We start from the raw sequence: 16,793 nt of genomic DNA on the forward strand, positions 1-16,793 counted from the left end.
CGGGGCCGCCCGAGGCATGCACATTGACGATGGCGGGTTTGAGCGGCAGCACGGCGCGAATGCCGCCTGCGACCGTGTTGGGAATGTCGTGGAGCTTGAGGTCGAGGAAGACCGGCAGTCCCGTCTCCGCAACCCTGGCAAACCCTTCAGGCCCGTTGGCGTTGAAGAATTCCATGCCGACCTTCAGGCCCCCGACGCTGCCCTTCAGCGATTGCGCAAGCGCCACCGCACGGGCGGCGTCCGTGGTGTCGAGTGCGCAGAAGACAGGGTTGCCTGAAAGGGGCATGGGGCTGACCGGGCTGTAATTGGAACGTTGAGCGTTACGGCCACTATATAGCAGGCTTGGCCGCCGGCTGAACAGCCGCCTTTATTGAATGGCGGGGAGGCCGCCGGACCCGGAAGCGCCGTTTTCTGCCGATTTTGCAGCAGGAATCGGCGCATTGGCCTGTTTGCGGCGTTCGGTTTCGAGTCTGCGGGAGGTCCGCCGCCGTCCCTGCCACCAGGCCGCGAGCCCGCCGATCAGAATGCCGAGCGCGATCGAGATCAGGATGATGGCCGCGAGCGGCAGGTCGAAAGAGATGGCGGGATTTTGCGCATCGAACGGGTCGAGGCTGAACGTCACGCTATGCCGGTTCGCAATCGCAAGGGCGATGACGATGATCGCTAAAGGCGGCAGAAGAATCCAGCGCAGCAGTTTCAATGGAATTGTCCCGTTCGAGAAAAGAACGCGTCAGCGAAGGGATCAGTCTTCGCTATCGTCGTCGGAATCGTCTTCGCCCGCTTCGCCGTCATTGAGACGTTCGCGCAGTTCCTTGCCCGTCTTGAAGAAGGGCACGAACTTCTCTTCCACATGCACAGGCTCGCCGGTCCGCGGATTGCGTCCCGTCCGGGCAGGCCGGGCCTTCACGGAAAAGGCGCCGAAGCCGCGCAGCTCCACCCGGTCGCCCCGGGCAAGCGCGGCGCTGATTTCGTCGAAGATCGTGCTGACGATGCGTTCGACGTCGCGCTGATAGAGATGGGGGTTGGCCTGCGCCAGACGGGCAACGAGCTCAGATTTGATCATTCTTCTTCGTCCGTCCTCTGCGCATCCGTTCCTTCCCGGCGGCGAGCCGCCCGAAGTCGTGTCGGCCCTGCTCATGCATGGCTCAACGGGCCTCAGGGTGCCAAAGGCTGGTCAGACCGTCAAGTGTAAGTCTTTTTGTGTGCAGTGTTTTTTGGCTCAGCCCCTCCATTGTGGAGAGGGCGGCCCGCGCCATGGCCTTGCCCACCAGATCGGTGATGCCGAATTCGTCTTCCGCGGGCGTCCAGTCGCGCACCGGCAGCCTGTCGCTGACCTGACGCTCCTTGCGCAGCCAGGTGAGCGCCGTCTGCTCGCCGCCCACTTCGTCGATGAGCCCGTTCTCCTCCGCCTGGAAGCCGGTATAGACGCGCCCGTCGCCCAGTTTCCGGGTGGTCGCCTCGTCGAAGCCGCGCCGCTCCTGCACCAGCCCGAGGAACCATCGATAGGAACTCTGGATGAGCGCTTCCGTCGCCTTCAGCGCCTCCGGGCTCGGCTCGGTGAACGGATTGGGTTCCGCTTTCAGGGGCGCGGATTTCACTTCGCGCATCTCGATGCCGAGCTTGCCCATCAGATCTTTCAATTGCGTCCACTGGAAGATGACGCCGATGGAGCCGGTGATCGTGTTGCCGCGCGCCACGATGTGGTCGGCCGACAGCGCCGCGATATAGCCGCCCGATGCCGCAACCGTGCCGAGCACAGCGACGACGGGCTTTTTGGCGGCAATGCTGCGCACATTTTCGTAGATCGCCTCGGCGCCGGATGCCGTTCCGCCGGGCGAGTTGATATAGAGGATGACGGCCTTCACGCTCTTGTCGTCGCGCACCTTGTGCAGCAGGTCGATAAGGGCGGGGTCGTCCGCGATCACGCCTTCGAGCCGGATGCGGGCTATCTGCTCGGACGGCGGAAAGAGGCCCGATTGCAGCGAAGTCGCGATAAGGGCGACGGCGATCGCGACGATGGCAGCGATCCGCCAAAGAGAAAGGCGGCGCTTCAAGCGCCGCCTGTCCGTAATTTGGTCCGCGTCGATAGACACGTTATGCCTCCGGACAGTTCGGAAATATGCCGGAGCTTACCCCGCAAAATTCGCGGTGTCGCCCCGGCAATCGTTTCCTGTCCGGAAAAGGAAGACCTTATTAGTCGTCCTTGTCCTGCGCCTTGAGCGCCGCACCCAGAATATCGCCGAGCGAGGCACCGGAGTCCGACGAACCGTACTGTTCGACGGCTTCCTTCTCTTCCGCAATTTCCAGCGCCTTGACGGAGAGCTGCATGCGGCGGGAGGTCTTGTCGAACTGCGTGATGCGGGCATCGAGCTTGTCGCCCACCGCGAAGCGGTCCGGACGCTGGTCGGCACGATCGCGTGCCAGTTCCGCGCGGCGGATAAAGGCGGTCACGCCCTCTTCGCCAACGGAAACCTCGATACCGTTATCCTGAACTTCGGTCACGGTGCAGGTGACGACCGAACCCTTGCGGAGATCGCCGAGCGATTCCAGCGGGTCGCCGCCAAGCTGCTTGATGCCGAGCGAGATGCGTTCCTTCTCGGTGTCGACATCGAGAACGACAGCCTTCACCACCTGGCCCTTCTGGTATTCGGCCATGGCTTCTTCGCCAGACTTGTTCCAGTCGAGGTCGGACATGTGCACCATGCCGTCCACATCGGCTTCGAGGCCGATGAAGAGACCGAATTCGGTGATGTTCTTGATCTCGCCTTCGACCTCGGTGCCGGGCGGATAGCGATCGGCAAAGGTCGTCCACGGATTGTCCATGCACTGCTTGAGACCAAGCGAGATGCGGCGCTTCACCGGATCCACTTCCAGCACCATCACTTCCACTTCCTGAGAGGTGGAAACGATCTTGCCCGGATGGACGTTCTTCTTGGTCCAGCTCATTTCGGAGACATGGACGAGACCTTCCACACCCGGCTCCAGCTCCACGAAGGCGCCGTAATCGGTGATGTTGGTCACGCGGCCCTTGAACTTGGCCTGCACCGGGTACTTGGCTTCGACGCCTTCCCACGGATCCGCCTCGAGCTGCTTCATGCCCAGCGAGATGCGCTGCGTGTCGTGGTTCACCTTGATGACCTGGACCTTCACGGTCTGGCCGATGGAGAGAACCTCGGTCGGATGGTTGACGCGGCGCCACGCAATGTCGGTGACGTGCAGCAGGCCGTCCACACCGCCGAGATCGACGAACGCGCCGTAATCGGTGATGTTCTTGACGACGCCTTCCAGTACCTGGCCTTCCTTGAGGTTCTCGACCAGTTCCTGACGCTGTTCTGCGCGCGTCTCTTCAAGAACGGCACGGCGCGAGACGACGATATTGCCGCGGCGCTTGTCCATCTTGAGGATCTGGAAAGGCTGCGGAATGTTCATCAGCGGGGTGACGTCGCGCACGGGGCGGATGTCCACCTGCGAACCGGGAAGGAACGCCACGGCGCCGTCGAGGTCGACCGTGAAGCCGCCCTTCACGCGGCCGAAGATCTGACCTTCCACGCGCTCGTTCTTTTCGAATGCGACTTCCAGACGGATCCAGCTTTCTTCGCGCTTCGCCTTTTCGCGGCTGAGCACGGCTTCGCCCATCGCGTTTTCGATGCGCTCCAGATACACCTCGACTTCGCTGCCGACGGAAAGGTCGGCCGGCTTGCCGGCGGTGCTGAATTCCTTGAGGGGGACGCGGCCTTCGGTCTTCAGGCCGACATCGATGATCGCAAGATCGTTTTCAATGGCAACGATGGTCCCTTTGACCACATTGCCTTCCTGCATGTCGCTCTCGGAAAAGCTTTCCTCGAGCATGGCCGCGAAATCTTCGCGGCTGGGGTTGAGCGCGGCGCTCATTGCTTCTGCCAAAGTATTCAGTCTCCTGATCGTCTTCTTGTTCCTGGCCGACGGTTGGGTCCGGCGGTCTTCCCCCGGGTCGTATGGAAGTGCCCGGGAGCAGGTGAACATGGGTAAAGTTCATATGGGTTGCTTTTGACGCAGGCGGCGATGCGGGCGACAGCGACTGGAGTTCACAAACAAACAAGGTGCGAACGCGCGGTTTCGGGGGTTCCGAAATCGCCCGTGCATCGCACCTAACTCATTGAGCCGTCTATGATTGCGACCGCTGCGTCAAACGCCGTTTCTATACTCAAATTGGACGTGTCGAGCAAGTGCGCGTCGTCGGCGGGGCGCATGGGGCTGGTCGGGCGCTCGGCGTCGCGCCTGTCCCGTTCGCGGACATCGGCCAGAACTTGTGCCTCGGCGATGTCGGACCCCGAATTGTTGAGTTCCAGCCAGCGCCGATGAGCCCGGATTTCGGGCGAGGCGGTGATGAAAAGTTTCACATCCGCATCCGGGCAGACCACCGTGCCGATATCCCGCCCGTCCAGAACCGCGCCTTTTTCCCCGTTTGGAGGATTTTTGGCGAAATTCCGCTGAAAATCGAGGATTGCGGCCCTCACCGGCGGCATCGCGGCCACGACGGAGGCGGCATTGCCCGCTTCCGCGGTACGGATGGCTTTTTCGTCGATATGGCCGGTGTCGAGGGTCTGGGCGGCCTCGAGCGCCGCCTTTTCGTCATGCGGGTCGCGCCCGGCGGCGAGCAATGACTGGCCCACGGCGCGGTAGAGCGAGCCCGTATCGAGATAGGCAAGGCCGTAATGCCGGGCCAAAAGCCGCGCCAGCGTGCCCTTGCCGGAGGCGGCCGGACCGTCGATCGCGAGGATCATCGCGGCCCCGCGAAATTGGGAATGGTGAAGATCGCGCCAAGTTCGCGCATGCGCTGGTGAAAATCCGGAAAGCTCGTCGCGATCATGGCGCCGTCATCGATGGTGACGGGCTTTTTCGCCCCAAATCCCATAACCAGGAAGGCCATGGCGATGCGATGGTCGAGATGGGTTGCCACATGGCCGCCGCCATCGACCTTGCCCGCGCGGCCTTCGACCACCATGCCGTCCTCGAATTCCTGCACCTTGACGCCATTGGCATGAAGACCCGCCACAGTGGCCGCGATCCGGTCGCTTTCCTTCACGCGCAATTCCTCGATGCCGCGCATGGTGGTGGGTCCTGAGGCGAAGGCGGCGGCGACGGCGAGCACCGGATATTCGTCGATCATGGAGGCGGCGCGTTCCGGCGGCACGTCGATGCCGTTGAGCTCGCTTGCCCGCACGCGCAGATCGGCGACCGGTTCGCCGCTTTCGTCGCGCTGGTTCATGATTTCGATATCGCCGCCCATTTCGATGAGCGTGGTGTAGAGCCCGGCCCGGTGCGGGTTGAGCGTAATGCCTTCCACCACGATGTCGGAGCCGGGGGTCACCAGCGCGGCCACCACCGGAAAGGCCGCGGAAGACGGATCGCCGGGGACGGCGACGTCGCAGGGCGTGAGTTCAGGCTCGCCCGTCAGCCGGACCTCGCGCAATCCGTCGTCATCGGTGCCGATCTCCACTTTGGCGCCGAAAGCGGTGAGCATGCGCTCGGTATGGTCGCGCGTCGGCACCGGCTCCACCACCACCGTCTCGCCCGGTGTGTTGATACCGGCAAGCAGCACGGCCGATTTTACCTGGGCGGAGGCGACGGGCAGCTTGTAGCGGATGGGCAGCGGCGCGCGTGCGCCTTTCAGCGTTAGCGGCAGGCGGCCGCCCTCTCGCGCATGGAACTCCGCGCCCATCAGGGTAAGCGGATCGATGATCCGCTTCATCGGACGGCGCGACAGCGAGGCATCGCCCGTAAAAGTCGCCGTTATCGGATGGCCGGCCACAAGCCCCATGACGAGGCGGGCCCCGGTGCCGGAATTGCCGAAATCGAGCGGTTCCGCGGGCTCCTTGAGGCCGCCCACGCCGACGCCGAAAACCGACCAGGAGCCGTCTTCATGGCGCGTCACACGCGCGCCCAGCCGACGCATGTTTTCCGCCGTCGCCAGCACGTCCTCGCCTTCCAGCAGGCCGGTAATCCGCGTTTCGCCCACGGCCAGGGCTCCGAAAATGAGAGAGCGGTGCGAAATCGACTTGTCCCCCGGCACAGCCATGGTGCCGGAAAGCGCCGGTGAGGGGTCTGCGGTCAGGGCTGTCGAGGTCTTTGAAGCGGAGGCGTGGGCCACTTTGTGTCACCGGCGCAAAAGCGGAAAAAACGGAGCGGAATGACCCGCCGCGCGAGGCCCGGGAAAGGGCGGAATTCCCCGCCGCGCGGGCTGGCGGGCACGGTCGTGCGAATAGGTTTTGACAGGCGCATGAAGACGTGGCAATGGGAAAATCCTTTCATGGGCAATCGTCGGCGGGCCTGCCGGGCCAGCGGCGGTCAGCCTTATTGAAGCGTAATGCGCGGGGAGCATCGAACTTGGCGAAACCTGAGTTGGGAACGAAACGCGAGTGCCCGAGCTGCGGCGCGAAGTTTTACGATCTGAACAAGACCCCCTTGGTCTGCCCGAAATGCCAGCACGAATTCGTGCCGGAAGTGGCCAAGGCGCCCAAACGGGCAAAGCCGGCACCTGAAAAGCCGAAGAAGAAGGAACCGGAAAAGCCTGCGCCAGGCGTGGATGACGACGAGGACGAGACCTCAGCGGGCGATATCTCGCTGGAAGAACTCGAAGACGATTTCGATGAAGACAGCGACGACGATGAAGACGATATCGACCTCGACGACGATGACAGCGACGACGACACCTTCCTCGAAGAAGACGGGGATGATGACGACGATGTGAGCGGCATCGTGCGCGGCGGCAAGGATGACACCGACTGATTGGCGATCTCGCCGAAAAGGACGTCAACTTCCTCTTGAATTTGCCGGAACGACGAAATAAGTTCCGGCTCCTCAACGGCGGGCCCCACCCCGCCGGCAAGACTGAAAATGGGGCCATAGCTCAGTTGGGAGAGCGCTTGCATGGCATGCAAGAGGTCGTCGGTTCGATTCCGTCTGGCTCCACCAGTCCTTCCCTTGCAAAACCAAGACCTCCAGACCTCTCCGCAAATTCTCCGTCATTCCGGGGACTTGCGGCCCATTTGCGCATCGCGGTGAGCGGCGGAGGTGCTCTGCGGAGGGCATTTCGACGTCATTTCGTGGGCATGTCTCTGCGAGGGGCCAAACAGGTCCGCTTCAGCGTATTTCGATGCACGATGATGCACCGTGATGCAGCCGTGTTTCGTGGGAACGTCAACGGAACGACAAAGCCCGCGCCGAAGCGCGGGCAAGTGCATTCTCCGACTCTGGCCGATTTAGGTGAAGCCAAGTGCCTCGCGCTGCTCACCCCAGCTTGCCGGCAACTTCGGAAGCCGGATCAGTCCCTGTGAAGTCAGGCCTTCGGGCTCGCGGCCATTGAGGATGTCTCTCGTAATATCAGGAGCCAGGAAGGCCAGCCGTACAGTTCGCGCGACCAGCCGTTCGTCGATCGCATCCCGCGTGCCGATCTCTTTGTAGCTGAGCCCTGCCTTCAGATCGTCCAGCCAGGCATGCGCCCGGGCGATGGTTTTGAGAAGTGACGCATCAGGCTGAGCGGTCTCATTCGGGTTGTTCGCCCCAATGATCAGCTTCTTGCCGCGTCCGACCCGTTTCAGCTGATACCGGCGTGTGAGGACAACCGGCTCGGAACATGCATCCTCATTGACTACGGACGTGTCGGCGTACCCGAGAAGCTCAGCCATACCCCGCCGGTTGAGCGTGATGTGGATGCTGCATTGTTCGACTGTGACCTTCTCGATGAGCTGCAGGACGACCTCACGCGTGGGGTGAACCTTCAGCTGAGCCGCATGCTGTGCAGCCATTGTCCCGACCAGTTCGATGAGATTGGGATGGTCCGCCCCGATGAGCCGGCAGAGCTCTGTCTGATTTCCAAGAAGGGCAACGAGCTCGCTTGTGACGACACCCTCGATCTCCCGGGCAGGAAGAGTGGTGTCGGGATGCTTGTAGTAGTGGAGGCGCCTGCCTTCCATATGGGATTGCCGCGGCCGGAACGGGGTGCCGTCTTCATGGAAGAGGAACCCGGCCAGCAGGCTCGGGGCGCTGGCGTTTTTCCTTGTCCTGTTCTCGTGCCGGTTGCGGGCAAGGAGGTCCTGCACCTTCCCCCACGTCTTCATGTCGATGATGGGATCGTGCAGCCCCTCGTGAACCTGATCCTTGTGCCGGATCTTCCCGATGTAGATCGGGTTTTGCAGGAGCAGGTAGAGAACGCCACGGGTGAAGCAGGCACCACCGATCATCCGCCCCTTTTGGGTGATCCAGCGTTTTGAGCGGATGCCTCTGGCCTCCAGGTCCTTCATCAGGGCCATGGCCGAGCCGAGCTCGAGATAGCGCTCGAAGATATGACGAACCTGTTCGGCTTCCTCTTCGTTGATGATGAGCTTCCGCTTGTCCACGTCATAGCCAAGAGGTGGCTTGCCACCCATCCACATGCCCTTCTCCTTGGAGGCGCGGAACTTGTCGCGGATACGCTCGGCCGTGACCTCCCGCTCGAACTGGGCGAAAGAGAGGAGGACATTGAGGGTGAGACGCCCCATGGAGTTGGTGGTGTTGAAGGCCTGGGTTACAGAGACGAAGGAGACGCTGTGTTGATCGAAGAGTTCAACCAGCTTGGCGAAGTCGGCAAGCGACCGTGTCAGGCGATCGACCTTGTAGACCACAACAATGTCGATCAGGCCTTTCCCGATATCCTGCATCAGGCTCTGCAGGGCGGGGCGCTCGAGAGTACCCCCTGAGTAACCGCCATCATCGTAGTGAGCAGTCAGCGCCTCCCAGCCCTCATGGGTCTGGCTCATGATATAGGCGGCACAGGACTGGCGCTGGGCCTCCAGTGAGTTGAAGTCCTGATCGAGACCTTCATCGGTCGATTTGCGGGTATAGATCGCGCAGCGAAGCTTGCGGGCAACCATCAGGCGACCTCCTTCTGCTTCTGTCTGAGACCGAAGAACTTGGGTCCGTTCCAGCGGGCGCCTGTGATCTCTCTTGCGATCTCCGAGAGGCTGCGCCAGACCCTGTTCTCGAAGAGGTATCCGGTCTCCAGCACCTGGACCTGATAGGTCCGGCCGTTCCACTCCCGGACCAGTGTCGCGCCAGGGGTGAGGTCGGAACGACTCTCCGTGAGGCCCGGCTCACGTCCCGCGCGGACATCCTCGACCAAAGCAGCGATCTGTTCTCGTGTCGTCCGATCAAGGCCGCCATGAGCCTTGGTCTGGAGGTGCCAGCCGACACCGAACTCAAGCAGCTCACGGCCGGCGCGGGGTGGGGGAGGATTGCCGTAAGCGGCGAGCCACCGCTTCCGCAGTTCGCCAAGATCAAGAGTGCCCAAGTCGGGTTCGACCTGATTCATTTGGCGCCTCCCGTCTTGGCCTTCTTCGGCAGGCGGTAGACCCGGCCGCGGGTCTCGTCGTTGGTTGCAGTCACGTCGAGACCGTGTCGCTTCTTCAGCTGTCCGCTGATTGCTCCTCGTACGGAATGAGGCTGCCAGCCGGTTGCATCGACCAGGTCATCAATGGTCGCGCCCTTGGTGCGCTGCAACAGGCGGATGATCTGGCCGAGCTTGCTGCCGGGAGATGCTGAGGATTTGGGTGCAGTGTTTGGAGAAGTTGCCATGTTCGGGGCTCTTTTCGGTTACAGGCGCCCATCGCTCAGGCGCCCTCACCCCGAAAGGCCCCGGACTATGATTCCTGCGGGGCCTGCGCCGCTTGGCGCATGCACATGGATGCTTCCTTTGCGGGAGAAGTCCAGTCGACACAGATTGATGAGGTCGATGGCTGTCAGAGTGGTCGCATGGCTCATGGCGAGCAGGAAGTCCGCCATATAATTCTCGCTATTTGGCCATAGCTCCTACGCAGCCATGCCGATCAATACAGAAAAGGCAGCGTCAGCCTTTGCACAAGTCTTCCAGAGGTGCGGCTCCAGTTCACACAATCGCCGAACATGCGATCGCATCTGTAGGGCAGTGTCTTTGTCCATTGGGTCAACTGATACCTCCGTGAGCCAATCGCCTACTCTACGAGCCCACTGATCAACATCTGCATTCGCTGCCGCGGCAATCATTCCAATCCGCATCAAGCTATCTGGCTCTAGCGTCACTCCTGGGCGTCTTCGCATCACGCGAGCAAGGATACGAACCTCATCCGCGAGCTCTGTCGATCTAGTTACCGAAGCTATCGTCGCCAATCCTACAAGCAGCGAGAAGATGCGATCACTATCTGCTTGGATAGCAACATGATACTTTGCTGCTCTTAGAGATGCGGCGATGGTCTCCGCGTGCTCCTTCTCAAACCTGTAAATGAGCGCCGAGTTGACAAAAGGGGCGAGCACGCCTTCGTCGATTTCCCCTGCCGTTAGTGAGTTCGACAAATCGTCAAACTCCTGCGGCACAGGCACCTTTGGGGCATAGCCACTTTCCAGTGGTCCTGGCAGGAATGCGAATGGCACGACTAATTGTGCTTTAACGCTGTTGGGAGTATCTCCGTTTAGCAATTCTTGGAACTCTTTAGACCGAATCGATTCACAGTTTGCGACGGCTGCTGCGGAAATACGCCCGAGAAATTCGTATCTAAGTTGTTCTGATGACATAAAATCGGGTAGCCAGCGTGGCTCCGTACGAAGATCAATTAACGACTGAAGGAAGAAGCATTGTCCTCGACCGTCACGGGACCAATCTCCGATTGCGGCTTTATCCACATCCACTGCAATTAGCTCGCGTTCGATCAGTGAGGCTTGGGCAAGTGCAGCTAATCGACGATAATAAGGTGGAGCATTACGTAGTATCCCAAGACGCGCTAGTTCGCCGTCCGTAAAGACAGCGAGATTGGCGGAAAGCGTCAGTCGGCCAACGGAGTCATTTGGGTCATCCTCTAAGAGGTTAGCGACCATCTCGTGAAGAATGGGCTCGATTTCTGGAAATCGAGGCAATAATCGCAAGCCCAGCTCAATTCCTGCAACTTGAGAAAATCGATCGCCATATTCTTCGAGCCATTTGAAAGTCTCGATCACAATTGATTCTGGTATTTGCTCGGCCTCGATGGAGGCAGAAAGCAAACTCTGTGGGCACATTAGAAGTGCGAGCTTAAGTCCTTCAGAATGGTTCCAGTCGAGGAGGTTTCTCAGTCGCTCCTTCGCAGTCCGATCGACAAAGGATGGAAGATCGCGGCTATCCTTTAGTGGCCCCACGAGACGTTCGTAGTACGAGGGCTTCGGTGGTACGAGAATCCTGATATGGCTTGTTCCCGCCGCAATCTCACTAGAAATTGCTTCCGAGATTTCACCCGGATTCAGCTGTAGTTCTTCATGAAGTTCGTCAACATCATCGTCTTCCAGCGGTGCTTTTGCTAGTCGCTCGCGCCATTCGAGAATTTCCGGATCAACGAGATGGCGTTTGTTCGCTTCTGCATCGAAACCACCAAGCCTATCGGCCGCATTCGGCGAAAGGAACCAGAAAGCGGGAAGCTTTATGGTTCTTTGGTCCGACGCTAACGTCACATGCCGAGCACCAGTATCCTCTTGCAAGGAAACGGAATAGAAAGTTCCTTCGTCTGACGTCAGCTGTGGCGGTGAATCCGGATTGTCGTAGATCCTACGAACCGCATTATAGAAGTCGGTGCGACTAAACGTGATACCGCCATCACCGAGGCTGATCTTTGCAGTTGTACTTATGTTGTAGCGGTTCTGAAATTCCCGAGAGCTAATTATCGTTCGTTTAAGGCTCGGGGGGAGGTTTTCGACGAGTTGAGCCACCAAGGCCCGAAGTAACTGTTTGTCAGTCATCTTCGTCCTCCTCCTCTATGGTCCGCGCAGTACTATCGATCAGCTCGAGAATTGTGGACTGAAGAGCGGCGTAGTCGTCCGGGTTCTCGTCGCGAAAACGCGCAAGGAGTCGGGTTTCAAGCCATTGCCAGTAATGTGGTCGTACGTCTTCGCTCAGATCCGACGGGCTTGCGAGTAGCATTAGCTGCGCTCGATAGCGAACTGAGGCCTCTCCTCCTGAAGGGGGGGTCCTATGCGCCCAGCCTCTAATGTCAAAAAGGGAAAGAAGCCAGTCACATCGTGCTTCCGCCTGCCCAAAATCGATCGCGTCTGCCCATTGAGCACGGATGGCAGCGATGAGAGCCTTATGGATGTCATCAAGCCATGTCGATTCAAGCGGCAATTGTAGAATATCAGTCATACGCACCCGCTCAAACGACTCGCGGATAGCTCGCAATTCTGCAGTTTCAACCAAGCGCCCATCTTCCACTCTTGCGTCGCCAATCGAGTGAAGTATTTCTTTTTCACCTATTGGGGTGAGTATGAAGCCGCCACGGCGAAGTAGCGTAAGAGCCTCGGAGAGCTCACCAGCTTCCAAGTGCCCCGCCGAACGCATGCCCTGAAGCAGATCGAGGCTCGAATGTATCGGTCGAAGTTCGGTGCCGTCGCTACAATCAAAATTTAGATGTCTATTTAGAAAGCGGTCATCGACGATGAGAGCGTCAACAGACGAGGCAAGTTCGAAGAATGTCGCGGTCGGATGATCTAGGTGCAACGAATCGTATTTTGAATTCATGTGCCCGAGCCGAACCTTCCCGTCGTCGAGACCTGTTGAAAGTGCGGCGCGGATCTCTTCAATCAAACGGCCCGCGTGCTCCGAAAACGCCTGATGTCGTATCAATGCATCACCCTCATCGGTTTCCGACGTCGCAATGAAGACACTGAAACCCGCACTTCGTAATCGGCTCAGTAGGTTTAGGTGCTGTAGATAGTCAACGGTTAGGCTATCTAGGTATAGCGTTGCATTAGGCTGAATTTCAGTGGTGTGAGGCCACGGTTTCTCATGCAGGCTAAGATATGAATTCGCTTGCTCCTCCTCCGCCCGGGTAAGGTATCCTTGCCGTTTAAGCGCGGTCACGAGATCGCCACAGCCGGCGATCCAAGTTTCATAACCTGTAAGGTCGGCACTTTCTTCAAGCAACGTGTCTGCCCTAGGGACCGGGTAGGATCTAATTACTACATGCTGGTTTTCTGCGGTTGCACCAGCCGCATCGGCAATAAGCGAGGCGAGTTCTGATCCAACTTCACGTTCTAGAAGGTCATCAACTAAGACTGTGCCTTCAAACTTCGAAAGCTGCCCGGAATCTATCAACCGTTTGATTTCTAGTGCGGCTCTTACGCGGCTGGGCTGATGGAACTGGATGCGTTGCCGTTCTTCGAAGAGCCAACCGAGCAGACCGTGTGATATGAATACTTCGTCAAAATGCGCCAACACGCGCTCAAGTAGTCCGAGAAAGGCAATGGATAAAAGCGCACTAGCGTCGATGGCTACCCTTCGAGCTTCTACATGCCCAGGCGGTCTGGCGCCGCTAAAAGCGAAGATCATGCCCCGCTTACGAGGATCGGGCTCTTCAAGATTTGCCAGTGCTGGAAGAAGAGACATGTCGAGCAGTGATCGGCGAAGCGCTTGCGCACCCCCAAAAACGGGCAACTGCCCCGCGGCTAATTGGTCCCAAGTTCTTTTCTCGCGCTCAGCCCAGTCGGGCTGCATCGATATCATCTCCCCAATGTCTATCCGTTGAATTGGGCCGTCGTCACCGGATGCTGCGATCGCTGTTGCCAGCCATTCATGGACATCTGGACTATCCTCCCATCCTTCGTTTGCCGCAGCTGTGTAACAGGCCGCCAACAATGCGGCGTCGCCATCCGCCTTTGCTGCAGCGGCTCTAATAAGCTCCTGCGAGCGGTGAGAGCCCACACGTTGTGCTATCTGTCCAGTCTGTAGCAGTTCACTTGCAGTGCGCTCGCTTCGATTGGCCCATTCCTCCTCAACAAATTTGCCTAAGGACAACCAATCACCGGAAGTGATTGAGAGGTTCACCTGAAGGGCTCGATCATTCGCATCTCGTGAAGAGATTCCAATCTGCGCCAGTGATCGTCTGGAGGCCTCAAGGTCTCCTGTGCGGAAGTAAGACCAAGCGAGTGACTGAACAAGCTGGTGTGTCGAAAACATATCCGGCACAGATTGCGAAAGTTCGATGATCGCAACATCACGACCTATTTGAAAAAGCCCTTGGACGTACGCCTCAAGGCTACTGATATCGCGGGTAGCATCGAACAGAACTTTGCCGTAGTCGACTAGCTTTGCCCAAGCTTCCTTGGCTTTGAGTACGTCGACCAGAAGAATCAAGTCTCCGACCGATCCCGATTCCGCATATTCCCTTTCTCGGATTTCAATGGGATCAGAGCCGGATGCCTCTTCTAGAATTCGCTGGAGGCTTTTCAGTGTCTGTTCGGGAAATGCCGGGTCAACATTCGATAGTTTTTCTCTTGCCTCTTCCAGCTTGCCCGCCTTCGCAAGCAACTCAATTTCAACAGAAAGTATCCAGTCGGATTGGTAAAGTTTTGTGAGCTGATCTCTATATTTTTGTATGTACGCAACAGCTTCTGCAGGTGATCCCTTCCGCTTTGCGATGGCGAACCGGGCAGCAGCGACCTGAGGTAACGCATCTTCCGCCATTTCTTTTTGATTGAGTTCGGCCTCAACCATTTCGATGTCCAGATCAAGACCAAATTCGATCGCGAAAGGAAGGCGCCGAAGAGCGATTTCTCTGTCAGCCATGCTGCTGCGCAGTTCTTCAATAGCGGACGGATGTGATGCAGGGTCTATAAGGCCCAGCCAGAGCGCATAGTCTGCTGTCAAAGCTGCTGATTTTGCTCTTGCGAGTGAAGTAAAAGCGGCAGCTGCCCTCTCGTAAAGTGCACGCGCCTGTCGTCGGCGTTCAATGGAGGCAGAGTCCTCGAACATCGGAAGTGTAGAGAGTTCAGTCGGCAGGTAACGGACAATTCCCGCTCGGAAATCATCATTCACGGTAGAGGCTAGGAGTAGCGCGGCAGCGCTTAGCAAGAGGGATGGAGTCTTTGCGAAATCTTCTTCCGTAAGCGCGGCAACGTGCTGAACGCCTCTGTCCCATAGTCCGGCTGCGATTGTTTTCTGAAGGACCGCAAATTTTCCGTCGGAGTCGAGCTGATCAAATCGAAGGCCTTCTTCGTCGATATGCTGTAGTCCAACATCGGGTGGCTCGCCATGACTTACAAGAATGGCGCGGCTGGAACGACCTGCGTCTGTATCAATATCGGCTATTAGAGCGAGTGCGCGCCGACGATCTCCTTCGGCAAAGAAGAGCAAATATGATCGCGCAATCCTTGTCTCAATGCCTTCCCCTAGGGACTCTGCCCGCTCCAGCATAGTTGCGGCAAGGGACTCGTCCTTTGCAGCGACTATACGAGCACACCACGATGCAGCGATCCGTTTGGCGTCAGGTGATGCTAGAGAGAACTCCTCGTCAATAGACTCAAAAAACGCGCTACATTCGGATATCGCATCGAACTCAATAGTGAAGCGAGATTGTCGTAGAGTATCGATTCTGGAAAGAAGTTGAGCTGTGATGAGCGGACTTTCGACGTCCAGTCCGATCGATCCTGGCCCACGACTAGGTGAGCTTCCACCAGGTCCTCGTACTTGATCTGGCGGGAATGGTTTCTCGATAAATTCCTTCAAACGCTCGAAGACGGGGGAGGTTCTATCTGCCGGCCTCACAATAGTGAAGTGATCGGCATCAATCGGGTAGATTGATAGGCGAGTAACGCCCGGATTCGCGCTGTCAGGTTTTACAATATGTCCGACGTCGAACGTGATCGTTTTATGAAATGGTAGAGATATCGGATACCGACTATTCTCCTTCTCCCATAGAACTAGCGTTTCCAAGGGCGACCCATCGCAATAGACACGATACCAGTCGTTGAGAGACCGTAGGTTCGGGTCGTTGCGCGGTAGATCAAATACGGGTTCCCGCAAAAACGCTTTCAGAACGCGGGCTTTGGGGGCTAGTTCGGAACCCAAATGTGGTGTGGCGATGAAGGCGACGCGGCGAACCCTTCGTAGAAAGCTTCCGATCGCTGGATTTTGTCCTTTTCGTTCGTTGGCGAGCCTGAGAATGTATTTAATCATCAGGCCGCCGAGACTGTATCCAACCAGGATCACGTCACCTGTGGCTAGCTCAGGCGTGGATGTCATCAAAGGCAGTAGGCTCATGGCGCGATCCGGGAGAGCCATCGAAGCCCCATTTTGCAGCTTGAGAGCTGCTGCGCCGTAGCTGACACCCCAGATAGCCGTCGTGCCGTCAGAGCGGTTCAGCCAGTCTGGCCAGCACTCCGGTGGTGTTCCGGCCGACATCCAAGTCTTGTCGAAGCTGCCATTTAGCCCGTGAACAAACACCACGTGTCGAGTCACGCGATCAAGCGGCGTCAGAGGTCGACGGAGTTGAACCAAGCAGTATCTCCAGGATCGCTATTGGCCTTATCACTCTAGGCAATACCCGAGAAAGTCGTGGTCCGCCATGTTCTCGTTGGCCAAATAATTCATTCAATTTCTCGAGCTGGTGCCATGGTTCCAACTCAAATAACCAATTGTCGATATTGAGAGATGTCTCCTATTCTGTGAAGACATAGAGCAAGCTTGTGAATAGCGGAATCCGGGGAGGAGAATGCCTAGTCTAAACACGTTGCTAGAAAAGCAGGTTCAGAAAGTTCCGGGTCAACTCCTTCGCCGCCTACTGGAAAAAAAGCTTAGAGAACAGGGAATTGAAGAGAAAGCTTTTCTCGACTCATTGACGCAACACATCCTGACGCAGAGCGGTGAGACCTTCTATTGGAACAATGGAGAGGAAGGTCCGATAACGAATCTAAGAGCCTGAATCATAAAGGCGGCAATGATTTCATGGCCTTGCGAGACGTCGTGTGACGATGCGGATGTGGGCGATGAAGAGCCATGCGATGGC

The 16,793-nt window shown here is 58.1% G+C and carries 13 protein-coding genes and 1 tRNA gene; 2 read left to right on the forward strand and 12 right to left on the reverse strand.

The genetic code is table 11. The annotated features are described in order from the left end of the window. The 7 genes from CMI59_RS14390 to aroA form a co-directional block, all read right to left on the reverse strand. Positions 1-286 (reverse strand): orotidine 5'-phosphate decarboxylase / HUMPS family protein (locus CMI59_RS14390; protein WP_293328933.1); only part of this gene is annotated, 286 nt, incomplete at its 3' end. Between the two features lie 81 nt (positions 287-367). Next, a complete protein-coding gene (locus tag CMI59_RS14395) occupies positions 368-700 on the reverse strand; it encodes a LapA family protein (RefSeq protein WP_293328934.1) in 333 nt (110 codons plus the stop codon). A gap of 42 nt (positions 701-742) precedes the next feature. Continuing rightward, positions 743-1,063: an integration host factor subunit beta gene (gene ihfB / locus CMI59_RS14400; RefSeq protein ID WP_167095597.1), complete on the reverse strand. Its 321-nt coding sequence runs from the start codon at positions 1,061-1,063 to the stop codon at positions 743-745. An 82-nt stretch (positions 1,064-1,145) separates the two neighbouring features. Further along, positions 1,146-2,093, reverse strand: a complete 948-nt coding sequence (gene sppA / locus CMI59_RS14405; protein ID WP_293328935.1) for a signal peptide peptidase SppA — start codon at positions 2,091-2,093, stop codon at positions 1,146-1,148. A 100-nt stretch (positions 2,094-2,193) separates the two neighbouring features. Beyond that, on the reverse strand, positions 2,194-3,903 hold the full coding sequence (gene rpsA, locus CMI59_RS14410; RefSeq protein ID WP_293328936.1) for a 30S ribosomal protein S1: 1,710 nt from the start codon (positions 3,901-3,903) through the stop codon (positions 2,194-2,196). A gap of 224 nt (positions 3,904-4,127) precedes the next feature. Then, on the reverse strand, positions 4,128-4,763 hold the full coding sequence (cmk, locus tag CMI59_RS14415) for a (d)CMP kinase (protein WP_293328937.1): 636 nt from the start codon (positions 4,761-4,763) through the stop codon (positions 4,128-4,130). Beyond that, entirely contained in the window at positions 4,760-6,058 is a 1,299-nt protein-coding gene (gene aroA / locus CMI59_RS14420) for a 3-phosphoshikimate 1-carboxyvinyltransferase (RefSeq protein WP_293328939.1), read from the reverse strand. Before aroA ends, cmk begins: the two co-directional genes overlap by 4 nt. Positions 6,059-6,366: 308 nt before the next feature. Between aroA and CMI59_RS14425 the strand changes: the two genes are divergently transcribed. After that, a complete protein-coding gene (locus CMI59_RS14425) occupies positions 6,367-6,768 on the forward strand; it encodes a TIGR02300 family protein (protein WP_293328938.1) in 402 nt (133 codons plus the stop codon). A gap of 110 nt (positions 6,769-6,878) precedes the next feature. Then, a tRNA-Ala gene (locus tag CMI59_RS14430) sits at positions 6,879-6,954 on the forward strand. Positions 6,955-7,241: 287 nt separating this feature from the next. Here the strand turns inward: CMI59_RS14430 and CMI59_RS14435 are convergent. The 5 genes from CMI59_RS14435 to CMI59_RS14455 form a co-directional block, all read right to left on the reverse strand. Then, positions 7,242-8,891, reverse strand: coding sequence for a recombinase family protein (locus CMI59_RS14435; RefSeq protein WP_167095602.1), 1,650 nt, complete (start codon positions 8,889-8,891; stop codon positions 7,242-7,244). Then, the gene (locus tag CMI59_RS14440) at positions 8,891-9,328 is read right to left on the reverse strand and encodes a DUF2924 domain-containing protein (RefSeq protein ID WP_167095603.1); all 438 of its coding nucleotides are present in this window, start codon (positions 9,326-9,328) and stop codon (positions 8,891-8,893) included. Before CMI59_RS14440 ends, CMI59_RS14435 begins: the two co-directional genes overlap by 1 nt. Continuing rightward, positions 9,325-9,591, reverse strand: coding sequence for a DUF3489 domain-containing protein (locus CMI59_RS14445; RefSeq protein ID WP_167095604.1), 267 nt, complete (start codon positions 9,589-9,591; stop codon positions 9,325-9,327). The genes CMI59_RS14440 and CMI59_RS14445 overlap by 4 nt, the downstream gene beginning before the upstream one ends. 234 nt (positions 9,592-9,825) lie before the next feature. Beyond that, positions 9,826-11,754 (reverse strand): hypothetical protein, encoded by a 1,929-nt coding sequence (locus CMI59_RS14450; RefSeq protein WP_167095605.1) that lies wholly within the window; start codon positions 11,752-11,754, stop codon positions 9,826-9,828. Next, positions 11,747-16,285, reverse strand: coding sequence for a hypothetical protein (locus CMI59_RS14455; protein ID WP_167095606.1), 4,539 nt, complete (start codon positions 16,283-16,285; stop codon positions 11,747-11,749). The genes CMI59_RS14450 and CMI59_RS14455 overlap by 8 nt, the downstream gene beginning before the upstream one ends. Positions 16,286-16,793: the final 508 nt, after the last annotated feature.

Origin of the sequence: Parvibaculum sp., from assembly GCF_002684405.1 — a bacterium.
In the GTDB taxonomy this organism is placed as follows: Bacteria; Pseudomonadota; Alphaproteobacteria; order Parvibaculales; family Parvibaculaceae; genus Parvibaculum.